This is a genomic window from Thermochromatium tepidum ATCC 43061 (assembly GCF_009664085.1).
GTDB lineage: Bacteria > Pseudomonadota > Gammaproteobacteria > Chromatiales > Chromatiaceae > Thermochromatium > Thermochromatium tepidum.
In genome coordinates this window covers 1,820,658-1,836,555 of record NZ_CP039268.1, presented here as the reverse complement: position 1 = coordinate 1,836,555, position 15,898 = coordinate 1,820,658, and the positions used below count along the sequence as shown (strand labels likewise).

Genomic DNA, 15,898 nt, shown 5'->3' with positions numbered 1-15,898 from the left:
ACTGGCGCTACGACCGCGAGACGTGAGCTGGTGGAGGGCCGCCGGTCGGCGGGCTACGTGGTGGCCTCAGGCGATTCTCGAGCCTCCGACGACCCCGGCATCTTCGTGGAGATTCCGCTGGTCAACCGGATCCGCCCGCGCGTCAAGGCCTGGCGCAAGGCGGGTTATCTGAGCCTGACCAGCATCACCAGGCGGCTCCTGGAGCACTGGCGCGACCCGGAGGCGTTCGATGCGCGGCGCTTCTTCTGCCGGTTTGAAGAAGGTTTTGGCGCTCCCGGAGTGACGGAGACATGGACTACGTCCTGACAGAACATGCACAGGACGCGCTGAAGAAGCGGCATATCCCTGTCGCCTGGATGGAACGGGCATTGACCGCGCCAGAGCTGACCGAGGCCGATCCGGTGGACGCGGACCTGGAACATCGTCTCGCACGCATCCCTGAATTTGGCCATCGTGTGTTACGGGTTGTTGTTAACACCAGGAAGAGACCACTCCATGTTGTAACGGCATTCTTTGATCGAAGGAGGACCATCCCGTGAAGTTAAAAGTGGACCGGCAGGCCGATGCGCTTTACCTGACGCTGAGTGAAGCGCCTTCAAGCCGTTCAGAGGAAGTCTCGCCCGGCATCATCGTGGATTACGACGATCAGGACCGCGTCGTCGGCATCGAGATGCTGTACTTGTCAAAGCGCGCGCCGGAGGCCGATATTCGGCGACTGTTGTTCGAGTCCGTCCCGGAAGTCGCTTGAAACCGAGAGTGGCTATCGGAATGCCCCGCACCACCATCGACCGCCTGATTGTCAATTCGCCCTACGAGGAGCCGCAGCGTCATTGGCGCTACGATCGCGAGACGCGCACCTTCGACCTGGTGGAGGGCCGTCGCCCAGCGGGCTACGTGGTGGCCTCAGGCGATTCCCGGGCCTTCGACGACCCCGGCATCTTCGTGGAGATTCCGCTGGTCAACCAGATCCGCCCGCGCGTCAAAGCCTGGCGCGAGGCCGGCTATCCCGGCGTGACCAGCATCACCAGGCGGCTGCTCGATCACTGGCGCGACCCGGAGGCGTTCGACGCGCGGTGCTTCTTCTTCTGTCAGTTGGAAGCGGTCGAGACGCTCATCTGGCTGACCGAAGCGCCCGCCGCCGAGCGGGTGGGCATCGAGATTCCCGGCGACGGCGGGGCCTTTGCGCGGCAGTGCTGCAAGATGGCGACCGGTTCGGGCAAGACCATCGTCATGGCGATGGTCATCGCCTGGCACATCCTCAACAAGGTGGCGAACCCACAGGACGCGCGTTTCTCGAAGAACGTGCTCGTCGTCGCGCCGGGGCTGACGGTCAAGAAACGGCTGGCCGTTCTGGAACCGGCGGGCGCGGGCAACTACTATGAGGCGTTCGACATCGTGCCTTCCGCCCTGCTCGACAAGCTGCGGCAGGGCAAGGTGCTGATACGCAACTGGCACGCCCTGGCGTGGGAGAGCGAGGCGCAGATCCAGAAGCGGAAGAGCGTAGACAAGCGCGGCGCAAAGAGCGACGAAGCCTACACGCGCGAGGTACTGGGCGAGATGGCGAATGCCCGCAACCTGCTGGTGCTCAACGACGAGGCCCACCACGCCTGGCGCGTCAACTGGGAGGCGGAGGGCAAATACTTGCGCCAGCGTGATCTGAAAGACAGCGCCGAAGAAGCCACGGTGTGGATCGGCGGGTTGGACCGGCTGCATCATTCGCGCGGCATTCTCACCTGTTATGACTTCTCCGCCACGCCCTTTACGCCGTCGGGCAAGAAGAGCAGCGAGGAGGCCCTCTTCGGCTGGATCGTCAGCGATTTCGGCCTCAACGACGCCATCGAATCCGGCCTGGTGAAGACCCCGCGCGTGGTGGTGCGCGACGACGCCGTGCCGGACGCCAGGACCTACAAGTCGCGGCTTTATCACATCTACAACGACCCCGACGTGAAGGACGACCTGAACCGCAAGGCCACCCCCGAAGAACCGCTGCCCGATCTGGTGTTGAATGCCTACTACCTGCTGGGCTACGACTGGCGCGAAGCGTGGAAGGCGTGGCAGGCAGCCGGACTGCGCACCCCGCCGGTGATGATCACCGTCTGCAACCGCACCGAGACCGCCGCACGGGTCAAGCACGCTTTCGATTCACGGCGGATTCACATTGATGAGCTGTGCGACCCGGAGCGCATCCTGCACATCGACTCTAAGGTGCTCGACGAGGCGGAGGCGCAGGATGAGCCGGCCGCCCCGGTGGTGGACGTGGCCGACGAGAACGAGCAGGAAGGGGAGAACGACGCGCCGGTCGAGCGCAAGTTGACCAAGGCCGAGCAGGCGGAGCGGCTGCGCCAGACCGTGGACACGGTGGGCAAGGCGGGCCAGCCGGGCGAAAAGATTCAGAAGGTCATCTCCGTCGGCATGCTGAGCGAGGGCTGGGACGCGAAGACCGTGACCCACATCATGGGCCTGCGTGCCTTCACAAGCCAGCTCTTGTGCGAACAGGTGGTGGGGCGCGGCTTACGGCGCACGTCCTACGAGGTGAACCCGGCGACGGGCCTGTTCGAGCCGGAGTACGTGAACATCTTCGGCGTGCCCTTCACCTTCTTGCCGCACGAGGGGGGCGAGGACGGCCCGCCACCGCCGCCCACGCCCAAGACCGCGGTCGAGCCGGACCCCGCCAAGGCGGAGTTTGAAATCCGCTGGCCGAACGTGGTGCGCATCGAGCGCGTGTTTCAACCCACGCTGGCGCTGGATTGGTCGAAGGCACGGCCGTTAGAACTAGACGCAGCCCAGACCGCCCAGGTAGCGGAATTGGCGCCCATCCTCGAAGGCAAGCCCAATATGGCCGGGATCAACCGCATCGAGCTGGAGCGGCTGGCGCGCGAGTTCCGCACCCAGCGCATTATCTTCGAGACCGCGCGGGACGTCTTCGATCAGATGAAACATACCTGGCAGGGCAGCCGCGAGGTCTTGCTGGCGCAATTGGTGCGGATCGTCGAGCAGTTCATCGCCTCCGACCGCATCACCATCACGCCGCCGCTTTTCTACCAGGACGAGCTGTGCCGCCGGCTGATCATCACACTCAACATGTCGCGGGTCGTCCAGCACGTCTGGGAGGCGGTGCGGCAAGAGAACACCGAGCGGCTCACCCCGGTCTTCGACCGCGACCACCCGATCCGATCAACGGGTGACATGTGCACCTGGCACACCGGCAAGCCGTGCGAGCGCACGCGGAAGTCGCACATCAACGTCTGCGTCTACGACAGCGCCTGGGAGGCGTCGGACGCCTTCGTGCTCGACAACAGCGACGCGGTGGCCGCCTGGGTCAAGAATGACCATCTCGGCTTCGAGGTGCTCTACGTCTATCGCGGGGTCGTCCGGAAGTATCGGCCCGATTTCCTCGTTCGGCTGAAGAGCAGCGACATGCTCGTGCTCGAAACGAAGGGGCAGGACACCGAACAAGACAAAGTGAAGCGCCAGTATCTGGAAGAATGGATCCAGGCCGTCAACGCGCATGGCGGATTCGGACGCTGGCGTTGGGCGGTAGTGCGGCAACCCGGTGGGATTCGGGACGTGATCCTGCAAGGCGGGGAAGCGCGAACGAGAGGCTAACTGGGATGTATGGGAAAAAAACTCGGTAAGACATTGGAACAAATCATGAGCGAGATTGAGCAGAGATAAAACCATCCTAAAGTCCGCCCAACATGCGCCTTCAGCCGAGGCCGCTTATCGGAGGCGCGGCTGGCCGACCTGGCGGGCGAGTTGGCCGAGGTTGTGGTTGGGGTCGGGGTGGTTGGGCTGGGCCTGCAAGATGGCGCGGTAGAGCCGCTCGGCCTCTGGCAGACGGCCGGCTTGATGGTGCTCGATGGCTTGTTGGAGGGCGTCCTGAATACGATGAGAGAGCATACCAATTCCTTCGTGTCACGACGATAACGACGTAAGTCATTGCTCCACCGCCACCCCCACAATCTGCCGCTTGGTCTTGCTGAACTCGAGCCCTACGAGCTGCACCTGCCGGCCGGTGCCCCTGTACTTTGCGGCATAACCTTTGGCCTGGAGCTGGGCCAGGGCCTCGCCGGTGGCCTCTTCGCCGTCAATGGCTTTGAACTCAAAGACGTAGACGACTTCTGGCAGAAGCACTGCCATATCCACCTGGCCATAGTGGGTGGGGTCTTCCACCCGCACGTCCACGCCAATGGAGGCAAAATAGGCATAGAACACGCTGGCATAGTAGCCTTCGTACTGGTCGATGTGGTTCTTGCGGTACCAGTCGTGGGGGATGGAGGCAAAATGAGCGCGCATGATCGCCACAATGCCTGAAATGTCCTTAGCCATGAGGCAATCGTAGAGCCGGTTTTGGGCCCGTTCTTTTTCGATGGCGGAGTGATGGTAGGCCCGCAGGATATAGTCGCTCAGGGATTGCCGGACCTCGAGGTTGGGATAGGTCAGGCGATAGACCCAGCGGCTGCCCTTCATGATGGCATCTGCAATGGTCAAATATCCAGATTGAAACAGGATGTTCTCTGGCTCGATAAAGTCCACATCAAAGCTGCCGAGGATGCTTTCGCCAACTTCGAGGTTCTCCAGCTGGGGGATGTAGTAGCGTTTCTTTTTGAAGAGCTCGATGAGAAACGATGGAGTGCCTGTCTCGAACCAGTAGTTACGAATCTTTTTTGTTTGCAGATAATTGATAATACTAAATGGATTATAGACTCGCTCCTCCCCTGTCCAACTGTATCCATTGTACCACTGCCGGATCATCTCTCTCTCGTGCCCAGCAAGATGTTCCTTGAAATGCTCCGTGAGCTCGGACTCGGTATAACCACAGATGGAAGAATACTGCTCGTCAATGGTAATGTCGCGCAGATTATTGAGCCCCGAAAAGATCGACACCTTGCTGAACTTGCTCACACCGGTCAAAAAGACAAATTGGATATGGGCGTCTTGGCCTTTGATGACGGAATAGAGATTTTTGAGTCCTTCGCGCATCTCGGCGGCGATCTCAGGGGTAGCAATGTTGTCCAGGATGGGCTTGTCATATTCATCGATGAGGATCACTGCCGGTTGGCCGTGGGTGGCGTGCGCTGCCTCAATCAGTTGGGAAAAATAGAGGGGGATAAACGTGCTGGGCTCAAGTGGGACTGCCAGGCGGCGTTGGTTTTTCTTCAGCTGCTCGATGATCCAGGTATCGAGTTCACCCCGGTTTGCCATCTGACCCTCTGCAAAAGAGATATGGATCACCGGATACTTCTTGTCCCAGTCCCAGTGATCATAAAGCCACAGGCCGCGGAAGAGTTCGCGATTGCCTTCAAAGGCCTCTTTCAGGGTATCGACAAACAGGGTTTTGCCAAAACGGCGCGGGCGGCTTAAAAAGTAGTACACCCCCGAACTGGCCATTTCATAGACATAGCGGGTCTTATCCACATAGACATAGCCGTCGCGGATCATCTTGCAGAGCGTACTGATGCCAATGGGGAGTTTCTTTTTCATAGCCAGTCACATTGGAGGTAAAGCATAGGGATGCGGGTCGTGCCAAAAGTCAATGAGACGCCCCTGGTGTTCGAGCAGAATCTGTTTGGCAGCGATACCTTCGCGCCGCATCTCCATGACAATATCGGCAGCGCGCCATTGGGTTGTGATGATCACCACATCCGGCGGGTTGGCTTTGAGTTCATCACGGCTACGGATGAGCTGACCAGTACCTGGGACATAGGTCCCCACCTTTTCCGAGTCGGAATCGACCACGCAAGGAAAGCGCTCGCCATCAACCCCGTAGTAGTGCATGAAGGCCGCGGCCTTGCCGGTGCCGCCCCAGATGACCACGCGCTGGCCGCTTGTCGCCAGTTGCGCCAGTTGCGCGCCGATGGTCTCCTTGGCCTGGCGGCTTGCCTGAGCAAAGCGCGCCGCTGCATCTGCTCGCTCCTGCCAGGCGGCAGGCAGACCCAAGCGCACCACCCCTAACGCCACTTCGCCGTCGTAGGCATGCCACAGCCGCTCGATGTGGCCGGCGCGTTCCAGCAAGGTGCGCAGCGATTCGGTGCCAAACTGCTGCGGATGCTCGTAAAAGAAATCAGCCAGACGACCGGTGCTGAAGACTCGGTCGATGCACGGCACTTCAACGAGCAAGCGAACCGGCTTGGCGCAGCGGCTGGCCGCCCACGCCAGCTGCAGCACAAAGGCCGCCGGCTCGGTGAAGTGCTCCAGCACGTGGCGCATGACGATGAGGTCAGGCGCCAAGCGCGGCAGGTCTTCGTGGGGCGTAAAGAGCCGGGCCTCGAACTGGAAACACGTCTGGGCCTGGGCTTGCCCGTTTGGGTCGAAGCCAAAGTAACGCCCTATCCGGCGTAGGGCCGGGGCCTGCAAAAAGTGACCGCAGCCGCAACCGATTTCGACCACACAAGGGCATTGGGGCAGCATGGCCAGGGTCGTCTCGGCCAGTTCCGCTAGATGGCCGCGCCAGAGCGAGCCGCTGTTGAACATGCGGTTGGAATGCTCACGGTAAGGGACGGCCTCGTAGCGAAAGGAACGGTTCCAGACATGGCCGCACGCCGTGCACTGGACAAAATCGAGCGGGTAGCGCGCCATGGCCTGCGCTTCCTCCGTAGAGCGCGGCCAACCCAAGGCCGCCAGCGGCGCTTGCCCGCCGTCGAAAAAGGTCAGCGCTGCTGACACGCCACAGACGGGGCAGGGATAGAGTCGGAAAAACGAAACCGACGTGGGCGCACTCATATCAGTCTTCTCCTGAACCATGGGATCGGGGTCATCGCGCCTCCAGCGTCAGTCCCGTCGGGGCGGCGTCCGTCGGCACGCGCCAGCCAGAAGGCAGTCTTTCGCCGCGAGCGGCGGCCTCGAGAGCGGCGAGGAGGAAGGTTTCGAATTGGCGAGCTGCTTCGGCTCCCAGCAGAAGTTTGTTCGCTTCCTTGGCTCGTAGCCGAAATGCCTGGCATCGCTCCTTATCCTTTGCCCAGGCTACGGCGGTAGCCGCATATGCATCCAACGAAGTTGCAATCGGTGCCTCGTCACTCAAACCCATTTGGCGATAGCCGCCGGCGACGATACGCGCGCGCATGAAGCGTCCAGGCCAGGTGATGATCGGCACACCATGCAACATGGCTTCGTAGAACGTGGTCCCCGAACCGAAGTGAATCGGATCGAGCAGCACATCGGCGTGATTGAGAAGTTCGAAGAAAAGATCGCTTCTTTTCCGCGGCAGCCAGATGACGCGCTCGTTGAGTTCTGGCGCACTGCGTGACCAGCGTTCGCGAAGGCGTTCAGTTTGCGCTTTGATTTTGGCTTCGATGAAGACCAAGTGACCCTCAGGATCAAGGCGGCAAATTTCGCGCAAAACGGCGTCGAATTCTGGATGGATTTTGAAAAGCGATTGTGAGCAGAGATAGATACGCCCCTTTTCTGGCAAACCAAAGTCAGAACGCGACTTGCGCTCTGATGGTGCAACATAAAACGCGATCGGGCACGGCAAGCAAGAAGCCAAAACGAGATGTTCGCTGTAGTACGCAACCGCCTCTTCCGGCTCGATCAGTATGCTGGAGTAGTAATAATCGATGGTATCGATACCAGTGGTCTCGGCAATGCCCCAAAAAGCGAATTGCACGGGTGCGAGTCGCCCATAGGCAAGAAAGTAAGTTTTATCGCTTTCCTGGGAATTGGGGTAAAACAGTACGTCTAATTCGAGCGCGGCAATGTCAGCGAATTGTTGCTGCAACGGACCGCCAATAGCAACATAATGGTCGGCACGACCGACGATTTCTTTGGTGAGGGCATCTTTTTTGGTTTGGCGAGGATAGATCACGACAACTTCGAAAAGCCGACGATCGAGATGGTTGATGAAATAGAAAATGAAGCGACCGACAGGATGATTGCGAAAGTTGTCGGCATACGATGCCAAGCCGAATACGCCGCTGGCTTGACATCCGCCACTGGGCAATGTGCGGGGCGGTGTAGTTGAGCTGGGGGGCCTTGCTGCGAAAAAACTGGCTGAGCGCTTCCAGGATCGGCCGGTCGTCAGCGTTGTGGTAGGCAAGATAGAAAGACTTGTGGCTAACCTTGCTCAGGTCGCGGATTTCATCGATCTCCTCTTGCAGCGCCGCAATGCCCTGCTGATAGCGGCTGCGCCAGTGGGCGATGGCATCTGCCGAATCCATGATGGAGGGCAGCATCAACGCCGGCAGCACGCGGTATTCAACCGCCTTGGGCTTGAGACGGATTGCCTCCTGTAGGCGCAAGGCGTCTCGTGCCGCGGCTTCGGCCTCATCGAAGCGCTCCAGCGCGGTGAGCGCCGCCGCCTTGTTGCTCATGATCTCGGCGTGATCGGGTTTTTCTGCCAAGGCTTGTTCGAAGTAGCGCAGCGCCTCTTCCCAATCCTCCCGGTCTTTGGCCATGGCACCGAGGTTGTTGGCGACTTCGGGCGAGCGGGGATTGATGGCCAGCGCTTTTTCGTAGGCGGCTTGCGCTTCCTCGAGCCGTTGCGCTTCTTGTAGCGCAGTGCCGTAATTGACCCAGGCGTTGTAGCTGCCAGCGTCCAGACTCACGGCGCGCGCCAGCACCTGCAGCGCTTCATCGAGCCGCTTGGCCCGGCGCAAGAATTCGCCCAGGTCGGAAAGTGTCGCCACATCATCCGGTTCGCTGACCAAGGCTTGCTCGAGCGCGGCGATGGCGCCCGAAAGATCATGGCGGTGTTGCAGGCGCAGGCCTGCGAGCATGCGCCAGATCTGCGCCAGGTGTGGCTTGAGCGCAACGGCCCGCTCGGCAGCGGCGATGGCTGCTTCGACCTGCTGGCTGCGCAGGGCGACAAGCGCTCGGTTGGCCCAGGCTTCGGCGTAGTCGGGCTTGACCGCTAGGATGGCGTCGATCTCTCGCGCAGCCTCCTGGCTGCGTTGCACGGCAGCCAGCGCGGCAGCACGCAAAAGGCGGCTTTCCAGTGTCGGCTCGGCGGCCCAGGCTGCCTCAGCCAGCGCAAGAGCTTCTTGCGGGGCGTTTTGTTTGAGTTTCAGGCGCGCCCGGTTGCGCAGTACCGCCGGGTGCTTGGCATCGATCGCGGCAGCCCGTTGCAATAGCTCAGCGGCTCGCGCGTCGTCTTTGCGCAGCATGCGCACTTGTGCGAGCAACGCTAGCGCCGCAGCGTCTTCGCCGTGCTGCGCCAAATGGGCGCGCAACCATGCTTCGGCAGCGGCGTAGTCGCCCCGCTCACGTAGATCAATGGCTGGCTGCAGTGGCGTCTGCGCCGCTTCGCGCGGGCTGCCTTGGGTCGCCTCTGGCGGCAGCGGTTCAGCCGCAGGCGAGGGTGCGGTTGGCGGGGCTGGAGCGGTCATGGCCACTGCCTCCAGTGGGGCGGCCAGTTCGTCGATCGCCGGCCCCGTCAAGCCGCGCGCGCGGGCTTGCTCGAGCACCGACCGGGCGGTTTGTACTTCACCCGCGTCGCTCAGCGCGGCGATGAAGCTCAGCCAGTATTGCGCGACGTCGGGCTTGGCTTCGAGCGCGGCTTTGAGGTGCGGCAGCGCCGCACGGGGTTGCCGCATCTGGCGGACGAGTTGCCCCAGGTTGTGGTGTGCATCCGGGTGATTGGGCTGCACTTGCAATATGGCGCGGTAGAGCCGCTCGGCCTCTGGCAGACGGCCGGCTTGATGGTGCTCGATGGTTTGTTGGAGGGCGTCCTGAATACGATGAGAGAGCATACCAATTCCTTCGTGTCACGACGATAACGACGTAAGTCATTGCTCCACCGCCACCCCCACAATCTGCCGCTTGGTCTTGCTGAACTCGAGCCCTACGAGCTGCACCTGCCGGCCGGTGCCCCTGTACTTTGCGGCATAACCTTTGGCCTGGAGCTGGGCCAGGGCCTCGCCGGTGGCCTCTTCGCCGTCAATGGCTTTGAACTCAAAGACGTAGACGACTTCTGGCAGAAGCACTGCCATATCCACCTGGCCATAGTGGGTGGGGTCTTCCACCCGCACGTCCACGCCAATGGAGGCAAAATAGGCATAGAACACGCTGGCATAGTAGCCTTCGTACTGGTCGATGCGGTTCTTGCGGTACCAGTCGTGGGGGATGGAGGCAAAATGAGCGCGCATGATCGCCACAATGCCTGAAATGTCCTTAGCCATGAGGCAGTCGTAGAGCCGGTTTTGGGCCCGTTCTTTTTCGATGGCGGAGTGATGGTAGGCCCGCAGGATATAGTCGCTCAGGGATTGCCGGACCTCGAGGTTGGGATAGGTCAGGCGATAGACCCAGCGGCTGCCCTTCATGATGGCATCTGCAATGGTCAAATATCCAGATTGAAACAGGATGTTCTCTGGCTCGATAAAGTCCACATCAAAGCTGCCGAGGATGCTTTCGCCAACTTCGAGGTTCTCCAGCTGGGGGATGTAGTAGCGTTTCTTTTTGAAGAGCTCGATGAGAAACGATGGAGTGCCTGTCTCGAACCAGTAGTTACGAATCTTTTTTGTTTGCAGATAATTGATAATACTAAATGGATTATAGACTCGCTCCTCCCCTGTCCAACTGTATCCATTGTACCACTGCCGGATCATCTCTCTCTCGTGCCCAGCAAGATGTTCCTTGAAATGCTCCGTGAGCTCGGACTCGGTATAACCACAGATGGAAGAATACTGCTCGTCAATGGTAATGTCGCGCAGATTATTGAGCCCCGAAAAGATCGACACCTTGCTGAACTTGCTCACACCGGTCAAAAAGACAAATTGGATATGGGCATCATGGTCTTTGATGACCGAATAGAGATTTTTGAGTCCTTCCCGAATCTCTGTTGCCCTTTGTGCATCGGTAATGTTATCTAAAATAGGCTTGTCGTATTCGTCGATGAGGATCACTGCCGGTAGAGCGTATTGTGCCTTGGCCTTGCGGATGAGATCTCCAAAGCACAACGCAACGTCGGTAGCGTCCCGACACTGGATGCCAAGGCGTTCCTGATTTTGGTAGAGGAGATCTCGGATTTTGTTGTCTAAATCTATCCTGTCGCGGACCACCCCACTGCCCAAGGAGAGATGGATCACCGGATACTTCTTGTCCCAGTCCCAGTGATCATAAAGCCACAGGCCGCGGAAGAGTTCGCGATTGCCTTCAAAGGCCTCTTTCAGGGTATCGACAAACAGGGTTTTGCCAAAACGGCGCGGGCGGCTTAAAAAGTAGTACACCCCCGAACTGGCCATTTCATAGACATAGCGGGTCTTATCCACATAGACATAGCCGTCGCGGATCATCTTGCAGAGCGTACTGATGCCAATGGGGAGTTTCTTTTTCATAGCCAGTCACATTGGAGGTAAAGCATAGGGATGCGGGTCGTGCCAAAAGTCAATGAGACGCCCCTGGTGTTCGAGCAGAATCTGTTTGGCAGCGATACCTTCGCGCCGCATCTCCATGACAATATCGGCAGCGCGCCATTGGGTTGTGATGATCACCGCATCCGGCGGGTTGGCTTTGAGTTCATCACGGCTGCGGCGATCGTTGCCTTGGCTGCGCGGCTCGCCTGGACAAAGCGGGCCGCGGCCTGCGCCCGCTTCGCCAAGCACTGGGTACGCCTAAGCCCAGTACGACCTCGCCATCGTAGGCATGGCAGAGCCGCTCGAGGGTTCAACGCACTGAGATCAAGATCAGGTCATCGCCGCGCTGGATACGCAGGCTATAGAGCCCCTTGGAGGCACGTAGGATCTTGGCGATGTCGCCTAGGGAGCTGAGGGTCTGACCATTGACCTGGACCAGACGGTCGCCCTCGCGCAGACCGGCGCGCCAGGCTGGACTCTCGCGATCGACGGTCCCCACAGGCACACCAGGGATCCCCGAGTCCGTATTCAGTTCGCCAAACAGTGCCCCGGACAGCGCGGGGGACAGACGCTCGCCTGAGATGTAATGGCGATAGGGGTCGGCGATGCGCCCGGTCAGACGCAGCGTTTTGCCGTTGCGCAGGATATCGACCTTGACCAATTCCCCGACCCGCAGCAGTCCAAACTGGGTGCGTAGATCCGAGGCCCCGCGCACTGGCCTGTCGTTGAGCCTGAGGATGACATCGCCCGCGCGCAGACCTGCCTCCTCGGCGGCCGAGCTGCTTTCTACGGTCGTCACCAGGGCGCCGTCGAGACTATTCAGCCCCATTGCCCTAGCCAGATCGTCAGTCAGGTTCTGTACCGCAACTCCGAACAGACCGCGTCGCACTGCGCCGAACTCTAGGATCTGTTCCATGATGGCGCGTGCCATGTTGGATGGGATGGCAAAGCCGATGCCGATATTGCCACCGCCGGGCGCTAGGATCGCCGTGTTTATGCCGATCAGCTCGCCGTTGAGGTTCACAAGCGGGCCACCCGAGTTACCCGGGTTGATCGAGGCATCGGTCTGGATGAAGTTCTCATACCCCTCGATGCCCAGTCCTGTGCGCCCTAGACCGCTGATGATCCCGGAGGTCACAGTCTGGCGTAGTCCGAACGGATTGCCGATCGCGACCACGAAATCGCCAACCTGCAGTTGGTCGGAGTCAGCAAAGGGCAGGGCGGTAAGATTCTGGGCCGGGATGCGCAGTACGGCGACATCGGTCTCAGGATCGCTGCCGATCAGGGTCGCCTCCAGGGTGCGCCCGTCATGCAGCGTCACCCGAATCGTATCGGCCTTGGCGATGACGTGGTGGTTAGAGAGCACCAGACCGCGTTTGGCATCGACGATGATGCCGGAGCCGAGACTACTGTTCTCGCGCTGGCGCTGTTGATTGGGGATGTCGAAGAAATAACGAAAGAAGGGGTCGCGCAGCAATGGATGCTCGGCCATTTCGATGCGGGTGACGGTCGAGATGTTGACCACGGCCGGCAGCACGCGCTCCAACATGGGCGCGAGCGTGGGCAGCGCCCGCCCGTCGACGCTCAGCGGAAGCGTGGCCCATGCCGTGGACGTCAGGCACAAGAGCAGGGGCCAAAACCACCACTGGGACCGAATACGCTGATAAGACATGAAGTGTACCCCGGTTTAGGTTTGTCGTTCGATCGCTGAAAACTAGTGGGCCATATCGAACAATGCAAGATTCTGGAAGTGACCGGTTCGTCATCCGGTGCCCAGCCTGTTCCAGAGGCATGATGCGGTAAAGATCTCGTCATCGTCTGCTCCGGCCCCGGCCTCGCGCGCCGCGAATCGCTGGAGTTCCTCCGGCGTGTTGACATTAGCGAACGCTTCGGGCCGTTCGCTGAAATCGGCCACTGCAAGCCGATGGCCCTGCTGCCAATCCTCGACCCGCCGTCCGCCCCTGGCGAGGAAGTCTTCGAGGTCGTCGGCCAGGGCGACCGGCAGCAAGGCATGGACCGATTGGCGGCGTCGGCCATCCGTGGCTACGGCCAATTCGGCCTTCTGCTCGATCAAGGCACCGATAAGCCGTGCGGCGAGGTCCCAGGGCGGGCGCGGCCCGTCACAGGGCAGGGTGAGGATCCAGTCGGTGCTGGCCGCGCGCATCCCGGCCAGGAATCCGGCCAGCGGTCCCTGATGATCCGGGAGTGTATCTGCGACCACCGGATAACCGAACTCGGCATAGCGTTCTGGATGGCGATTGGCATTGATCAGCACCGACCCGACCTGAGGGGCGAGTGCGTCGAGAACCCAGGCGATCAGCGGTCGTCCGCCGACCAGGATCAAGCCCTTGTCCACCCCTCCCAGGCGTCGCGCTTGGCCGCCGGCCAGGACGACGCCGGTCAGGGTCTCGGGTCTAGGTGCGTTCATGGGGGATCCTCGGACGTTATGGGCGGTCTTGAGCAGGCTAGAGGCCCGCAAGCCGTCTGGAAACCGAACTCAATCGGACCCATGACGGCCCTAAACCCTTCGACCATGCGGAGACCGAACCCTCATGTCATCGTTCCACACCCAGCGTACCAATCATCTGGCCTCGTCCACCAGCCCCTATCTCCAGCAGCACGCCCAAAATCCAGTCGATTGGTGGCCCTGGTGCGCCGAGGCCCTGAGTCTGGCGCGCACCCTGAATCGCCCGATCCTGCTCTCGATCGGCTATTCGGCCTGTCACTGGTGCCATGTGATGGCGCACGAGTCCTTCGAGGATCCGGCCACGGCTGAGCTGATGAACCGGCTGTTCGTCAACATCAAGGTCGATCGCGAGGAGCGCCCGGATCTCGACCGGGTCTATCAGACCGCGCATCAGCTCCTGAGCCGACGCCCCGGTGGCTGGCCGCTGACGGTCTTTCTCACGCCCGATGATCATACGCCCTTCTTTGCCGGCACCTATTTTCCGCGCGAGCCGCGTCATGGCCTTCCGTCGTTCGCCCAGGTGCTGGTCGGGGTCGAGCGTGCCTGGCGCGAACAGGGGGCGGCGATCCGCGCCCAGAACCAGAGTCTGCTGGAGGCCCTGGCCAGCCTTGAACCCCAGGGCAGTTCGGATCTGCCCGAGGCCGGCCTGCTGGAGGCCGCCTTCCAACAGTTGGCACTGAGTTTCGATCCCGAGCACGGTGGATTCGGGGGCGCGCCCAAGTTCCCTCATGCGACCGATCTCGAACTGTTGCTCCGGCGTCATGCACGCACAGCGGACGCCGCCCCAGATCCACGTCCATTACAGATGGCCCGTTTGACCCTGGAACGCATGATCCGCGGCGGTCTTGCCGATCAGCTCGGCGGTGGATTCTGTCGTTATGCGGTCGATGACGCCTGGATGATCCCGCATTTCGAGAAGATGCTCTACGACAACGGCCCGCTGCTGGCGCTGTGCTGCGACCTCTATGCCGCCACCGGCGAGACCCTCTTTCGCGACGCCGCCCAGTCCACCGCTGATTGGGCCAGGCGCGAGATGCAGTCGCCTGAGGGTGGCTATTACTCGAGCCTGGACGCCGACAGCGAGGGGCATGAGGGGGCCTTCTATCTCTGGGACCGGGAGGAGGTGCGTGCACGCCTGGACGCACGCGAGTACCCCCTGTTCGCGATGGTCTATGGCCTGGACCGTCCGCCCAACTTCGAGGGGCGCTGGCATCTGCACGGCTATCGCACGCCGGCGCAGGCGGCCCAGGCCCTGGGTCTGGATCCAGATCTGGCTGAGGCGCGGCTTACCCAGGCGCGCGCCAAGCTCTTTGAGGCCCGTGAGCGTCGCGTGCGTCCCGGACGCGACGAGAAGATCCTGACGGCCTGGAATGCGCTCATGATCAAGGGGATGGCGCGCGCGGCGCGGGTATTGGATCGGCCCGATGATCTGGAATCGGCCGAACAGGCGCTCGCCTTTATCCGCACAAGGCTATGGCGCAATGGCCGTTTGCTGGCGACCTACAAGGACGGCGTGGCCCATCTCAACGCCTATCTGGACGACTATGCCAACCTGATCGATGCACTCTTGGAATTGCTTCAGGTCCGATGGTCGAATACGGACCTCGAATTTGCGATCGAGCTGGCCGAGGTGCTGCTTGCCGAGTTCCACGACGCCGAGCGCGGCGGCTTTTGGTTCACGGGTCGCTCACATGAGTCGCTGATCCATCGCGCCAAGCCGCTCGGCGATGACTCCATGCCGTCCGGAAACGGCGTGGCCGCACGCGCGCTGCAACGACTCGGTCATCTGGTCGGGGAGATGCGCTATCTGGAGGCCGCCGAGGGGACGCTGCGGCTTGCCGCCGAGTCGATGCGCCGGGTGCCGCATGCCCACGCCAGCTTGCTCATGGCGCTCGACGACTGGCTCGACCCGCCCGAGCTGCTCATCATCCGTGCTACCGCTGAGCCGCTGGAGACCTGGCGGCGGCAGGCCCAGCAGGGCTATCGCCCGCATCGGCTCGTCTTCGCCATCCCGTCCGAGGTCACAGGCCTACCCGGCACCCTGGCCGCGCTGAGAGCAGGCGCGCAACCCCTGATCTATCGCTGTCGTGGTACCCAGTGCGCGCGACCGGTCGAGTCGCTCACTGGGCTTTAGGCAGTGTCC

General features: G+C 61.1%; 14 protein-coding genes. 5 read left to right on the top strand and 9 right to left on the bottom strand.

Annotated elements, in window-relative coordinates; translation table 11 throughout:
• Positions 1 to 105: 105 nt before the first annotated feature.
• The 4 genes from E6P07_RS13735 to E6P07_RS08280 are packed head-to-tail and all read left to right on the top strand — an operon-like array spanning position 106 to position 3,606.
• Complete coding sequence (locus tag E6P07_RS13735) at positions 106 to 306, top strand: hypothetical protein (protein ID WP_211363090.1); 201 nt, start codon at positions 106 to 108, stop codon at positions 304 to 306.
• A complete protein-coding gene (locus tag E6P07_RS08290) occupies positions 291 to 539 on the top strand; it encodes a DUF4258 domain-containing protein (RefSeq protein WP_153975174.1) in 249 nt (82 codons plus the stop codon). The genes E6P07_RS13735 and E6P07_RS08290 overlap by 16 nt, the downstream gene beginning before the upstream one ends.
• Positions 536 to 748, top strand: coding sequence for a DUF2283 domain-containing protein (locus E6P07_RS08285; protein ID WP_153975173.1), 213 nt, complete (start codon positions 536 to 538; stop codon positions 746 to 748). Before E6P07_RS08290 ends, E6P07_RS08285 begins: the two co-directional genes overlap by 4 nt.
• A gap of 20 nt (positions 749 to 768) precedes the next feature.
• Positions 769 to 3,606 (top strand): BPTD_3080 family restriction endonuclease, encoded by a 2,838-nt coding sequence (locus tag E6P07_RS08280; protein ID WP_153975172.1) that lies wholly within the window; start codon positions 769 to 771, stop codon positions 3,604 to 3,606.
• Positions 3,607 to 3,720: 114 nt separating this feature from the next.
• Here the strand turns inward: E6P07_RS08280 and E6P07_RS08275 are convergent, their stop codons facing one another.
• From E6P07_RS08275 to mobA, 9 genes are all read right to left on the bottom strand, one after another.
• On the bottom strand, positions 3,721 to 3,900 hold the full coding sequence (locus E6P07_RS08275) for a tetratricopeptide repeat protein (protein WP_211363089.1): 180 nt from the start codon (positions 3,898 to 3,900) through the stop codon (positions 3,721 to 3,723).
• A 36-nt stretch (positions 3,901 to 3,936) separates the two neighbouring features.
• Positions 3,937 to 5,484 (bottom strand): ATP-binding protein, encoded by a 1,548-nt coding sequence (locus E6P07_RS08270; RefSeq protein ID WP_153975171.1) that lies wholly within the window; start codon positions 5,482 to 5,484, stop codon positions 3,937 to 3,939.
• Between the two features lie 6 nt (positions 5,485 to 5,490).
• A complete protein-coding gene (locus E6P07_RS08265) occupies positions 5,491 to 6,744 on the bottom strand; it encodes a class I SAM-dependent methyltransferase (protein ID WP_211363088.1) in 1,254 nt (417 codons plus the stop codon).
• 10 nt (positions 6,745 to 6,754) lie between these two features.
• Positions 6,755 to 7,804 carry an O-linked N-acetylglucosamine transferase family protein gene (locus E6P07_RS08260; RefSeq protein ID WP_162008619.1) on the bottom strand — a complete coding sequence of 350 codons (1,050 nt, stop codon included), beginning with the start codon at positions 7,802 to 7,804 and terminating at the stop codon, positions 6,755 to 6,757.
• Positions 7,698 to 9,686: a tetratricopeptide repeat protein gene (locus tag E6P07_RS08255; RefSeq protein ID WP_153975169.1), complete on the bottom strand. Its 1,989-nt coding sequence runs from the start codon at positions 9,684 to 9,686 to the stop codon at positions 7,698 to 7,700. Before E6P07_RS08255 ends, E6P07_RS08260 begins: the two co-directional genes overlap by 107 nt.
• 36 nt (positions 9,687 to 9,722) lie before the next feature.
• Positions 9,723 to 11,270, bottom strand: coding sequence for an ATP-binding protein (locus E6P07_RS08250; RefSeq protein ID WP_153975168.1), 1,548 nt, complete (start codon positions 11,268 to 11,270; stop codon positions 9,723 to 9,725).
• Positions 11,271 to 11,276: 6 nt separating this feature from the next.
• A complete protein-coding gene (locus E6P07_RS08245) occupies positions 11,277 to 11,537 on the bottom strand; it encodes a hypothetical protein (RefSeq protein ID WP_153975167.1) in 261 nt (86 codons plus the stop codon).
• Positions 11,538 to 11,598: 61 nt separating this feature from the next.
• Complete coding sequence (locus tag E6P07_RS08240; RefSeq protein ID WP_153975166.1) at positions 11,599 to 12,960, bottom strand: DegQ family serine endoprotease; 1,362 nt, start codon at positions 12,958 to 12,960, stop codon at positions 11,599 to 11,601.
• Between the two features lie 90 nt (positions 12,961 to 13,050).
• Positions 13,051 to 13,716 (bottom strand): molybdenum cofactor guanylyltransferase MobA, encoded by a 666-nt coding sequence (gene mobA, locus E6P07_RS08235; protein WP_153975165.1) that lies wholly within the window; start codon positions 13,714 to 13,716, stop codon positions 13,051 to 13,053.
• Between the two features lie 124 nt (positions 13,717 to 13,840).
• Here mobA and E6P07_RS08230 point away from each other — a divergent pair, with 124 nt between their 5' ends.
• Positions 13,841 to 15,889, top strand: coding sequence for a thioredoxin domain-containing protein (locus E6P07_RS08230; RefSeq protein WP_153975164.1), 2,049 nt, complete (start codon positions 13,841 to 13,843; stop codon positions 15,887 to 15,889).
• Positions 15,890 to 15,898: the final 9 nt, after the last annotated feature.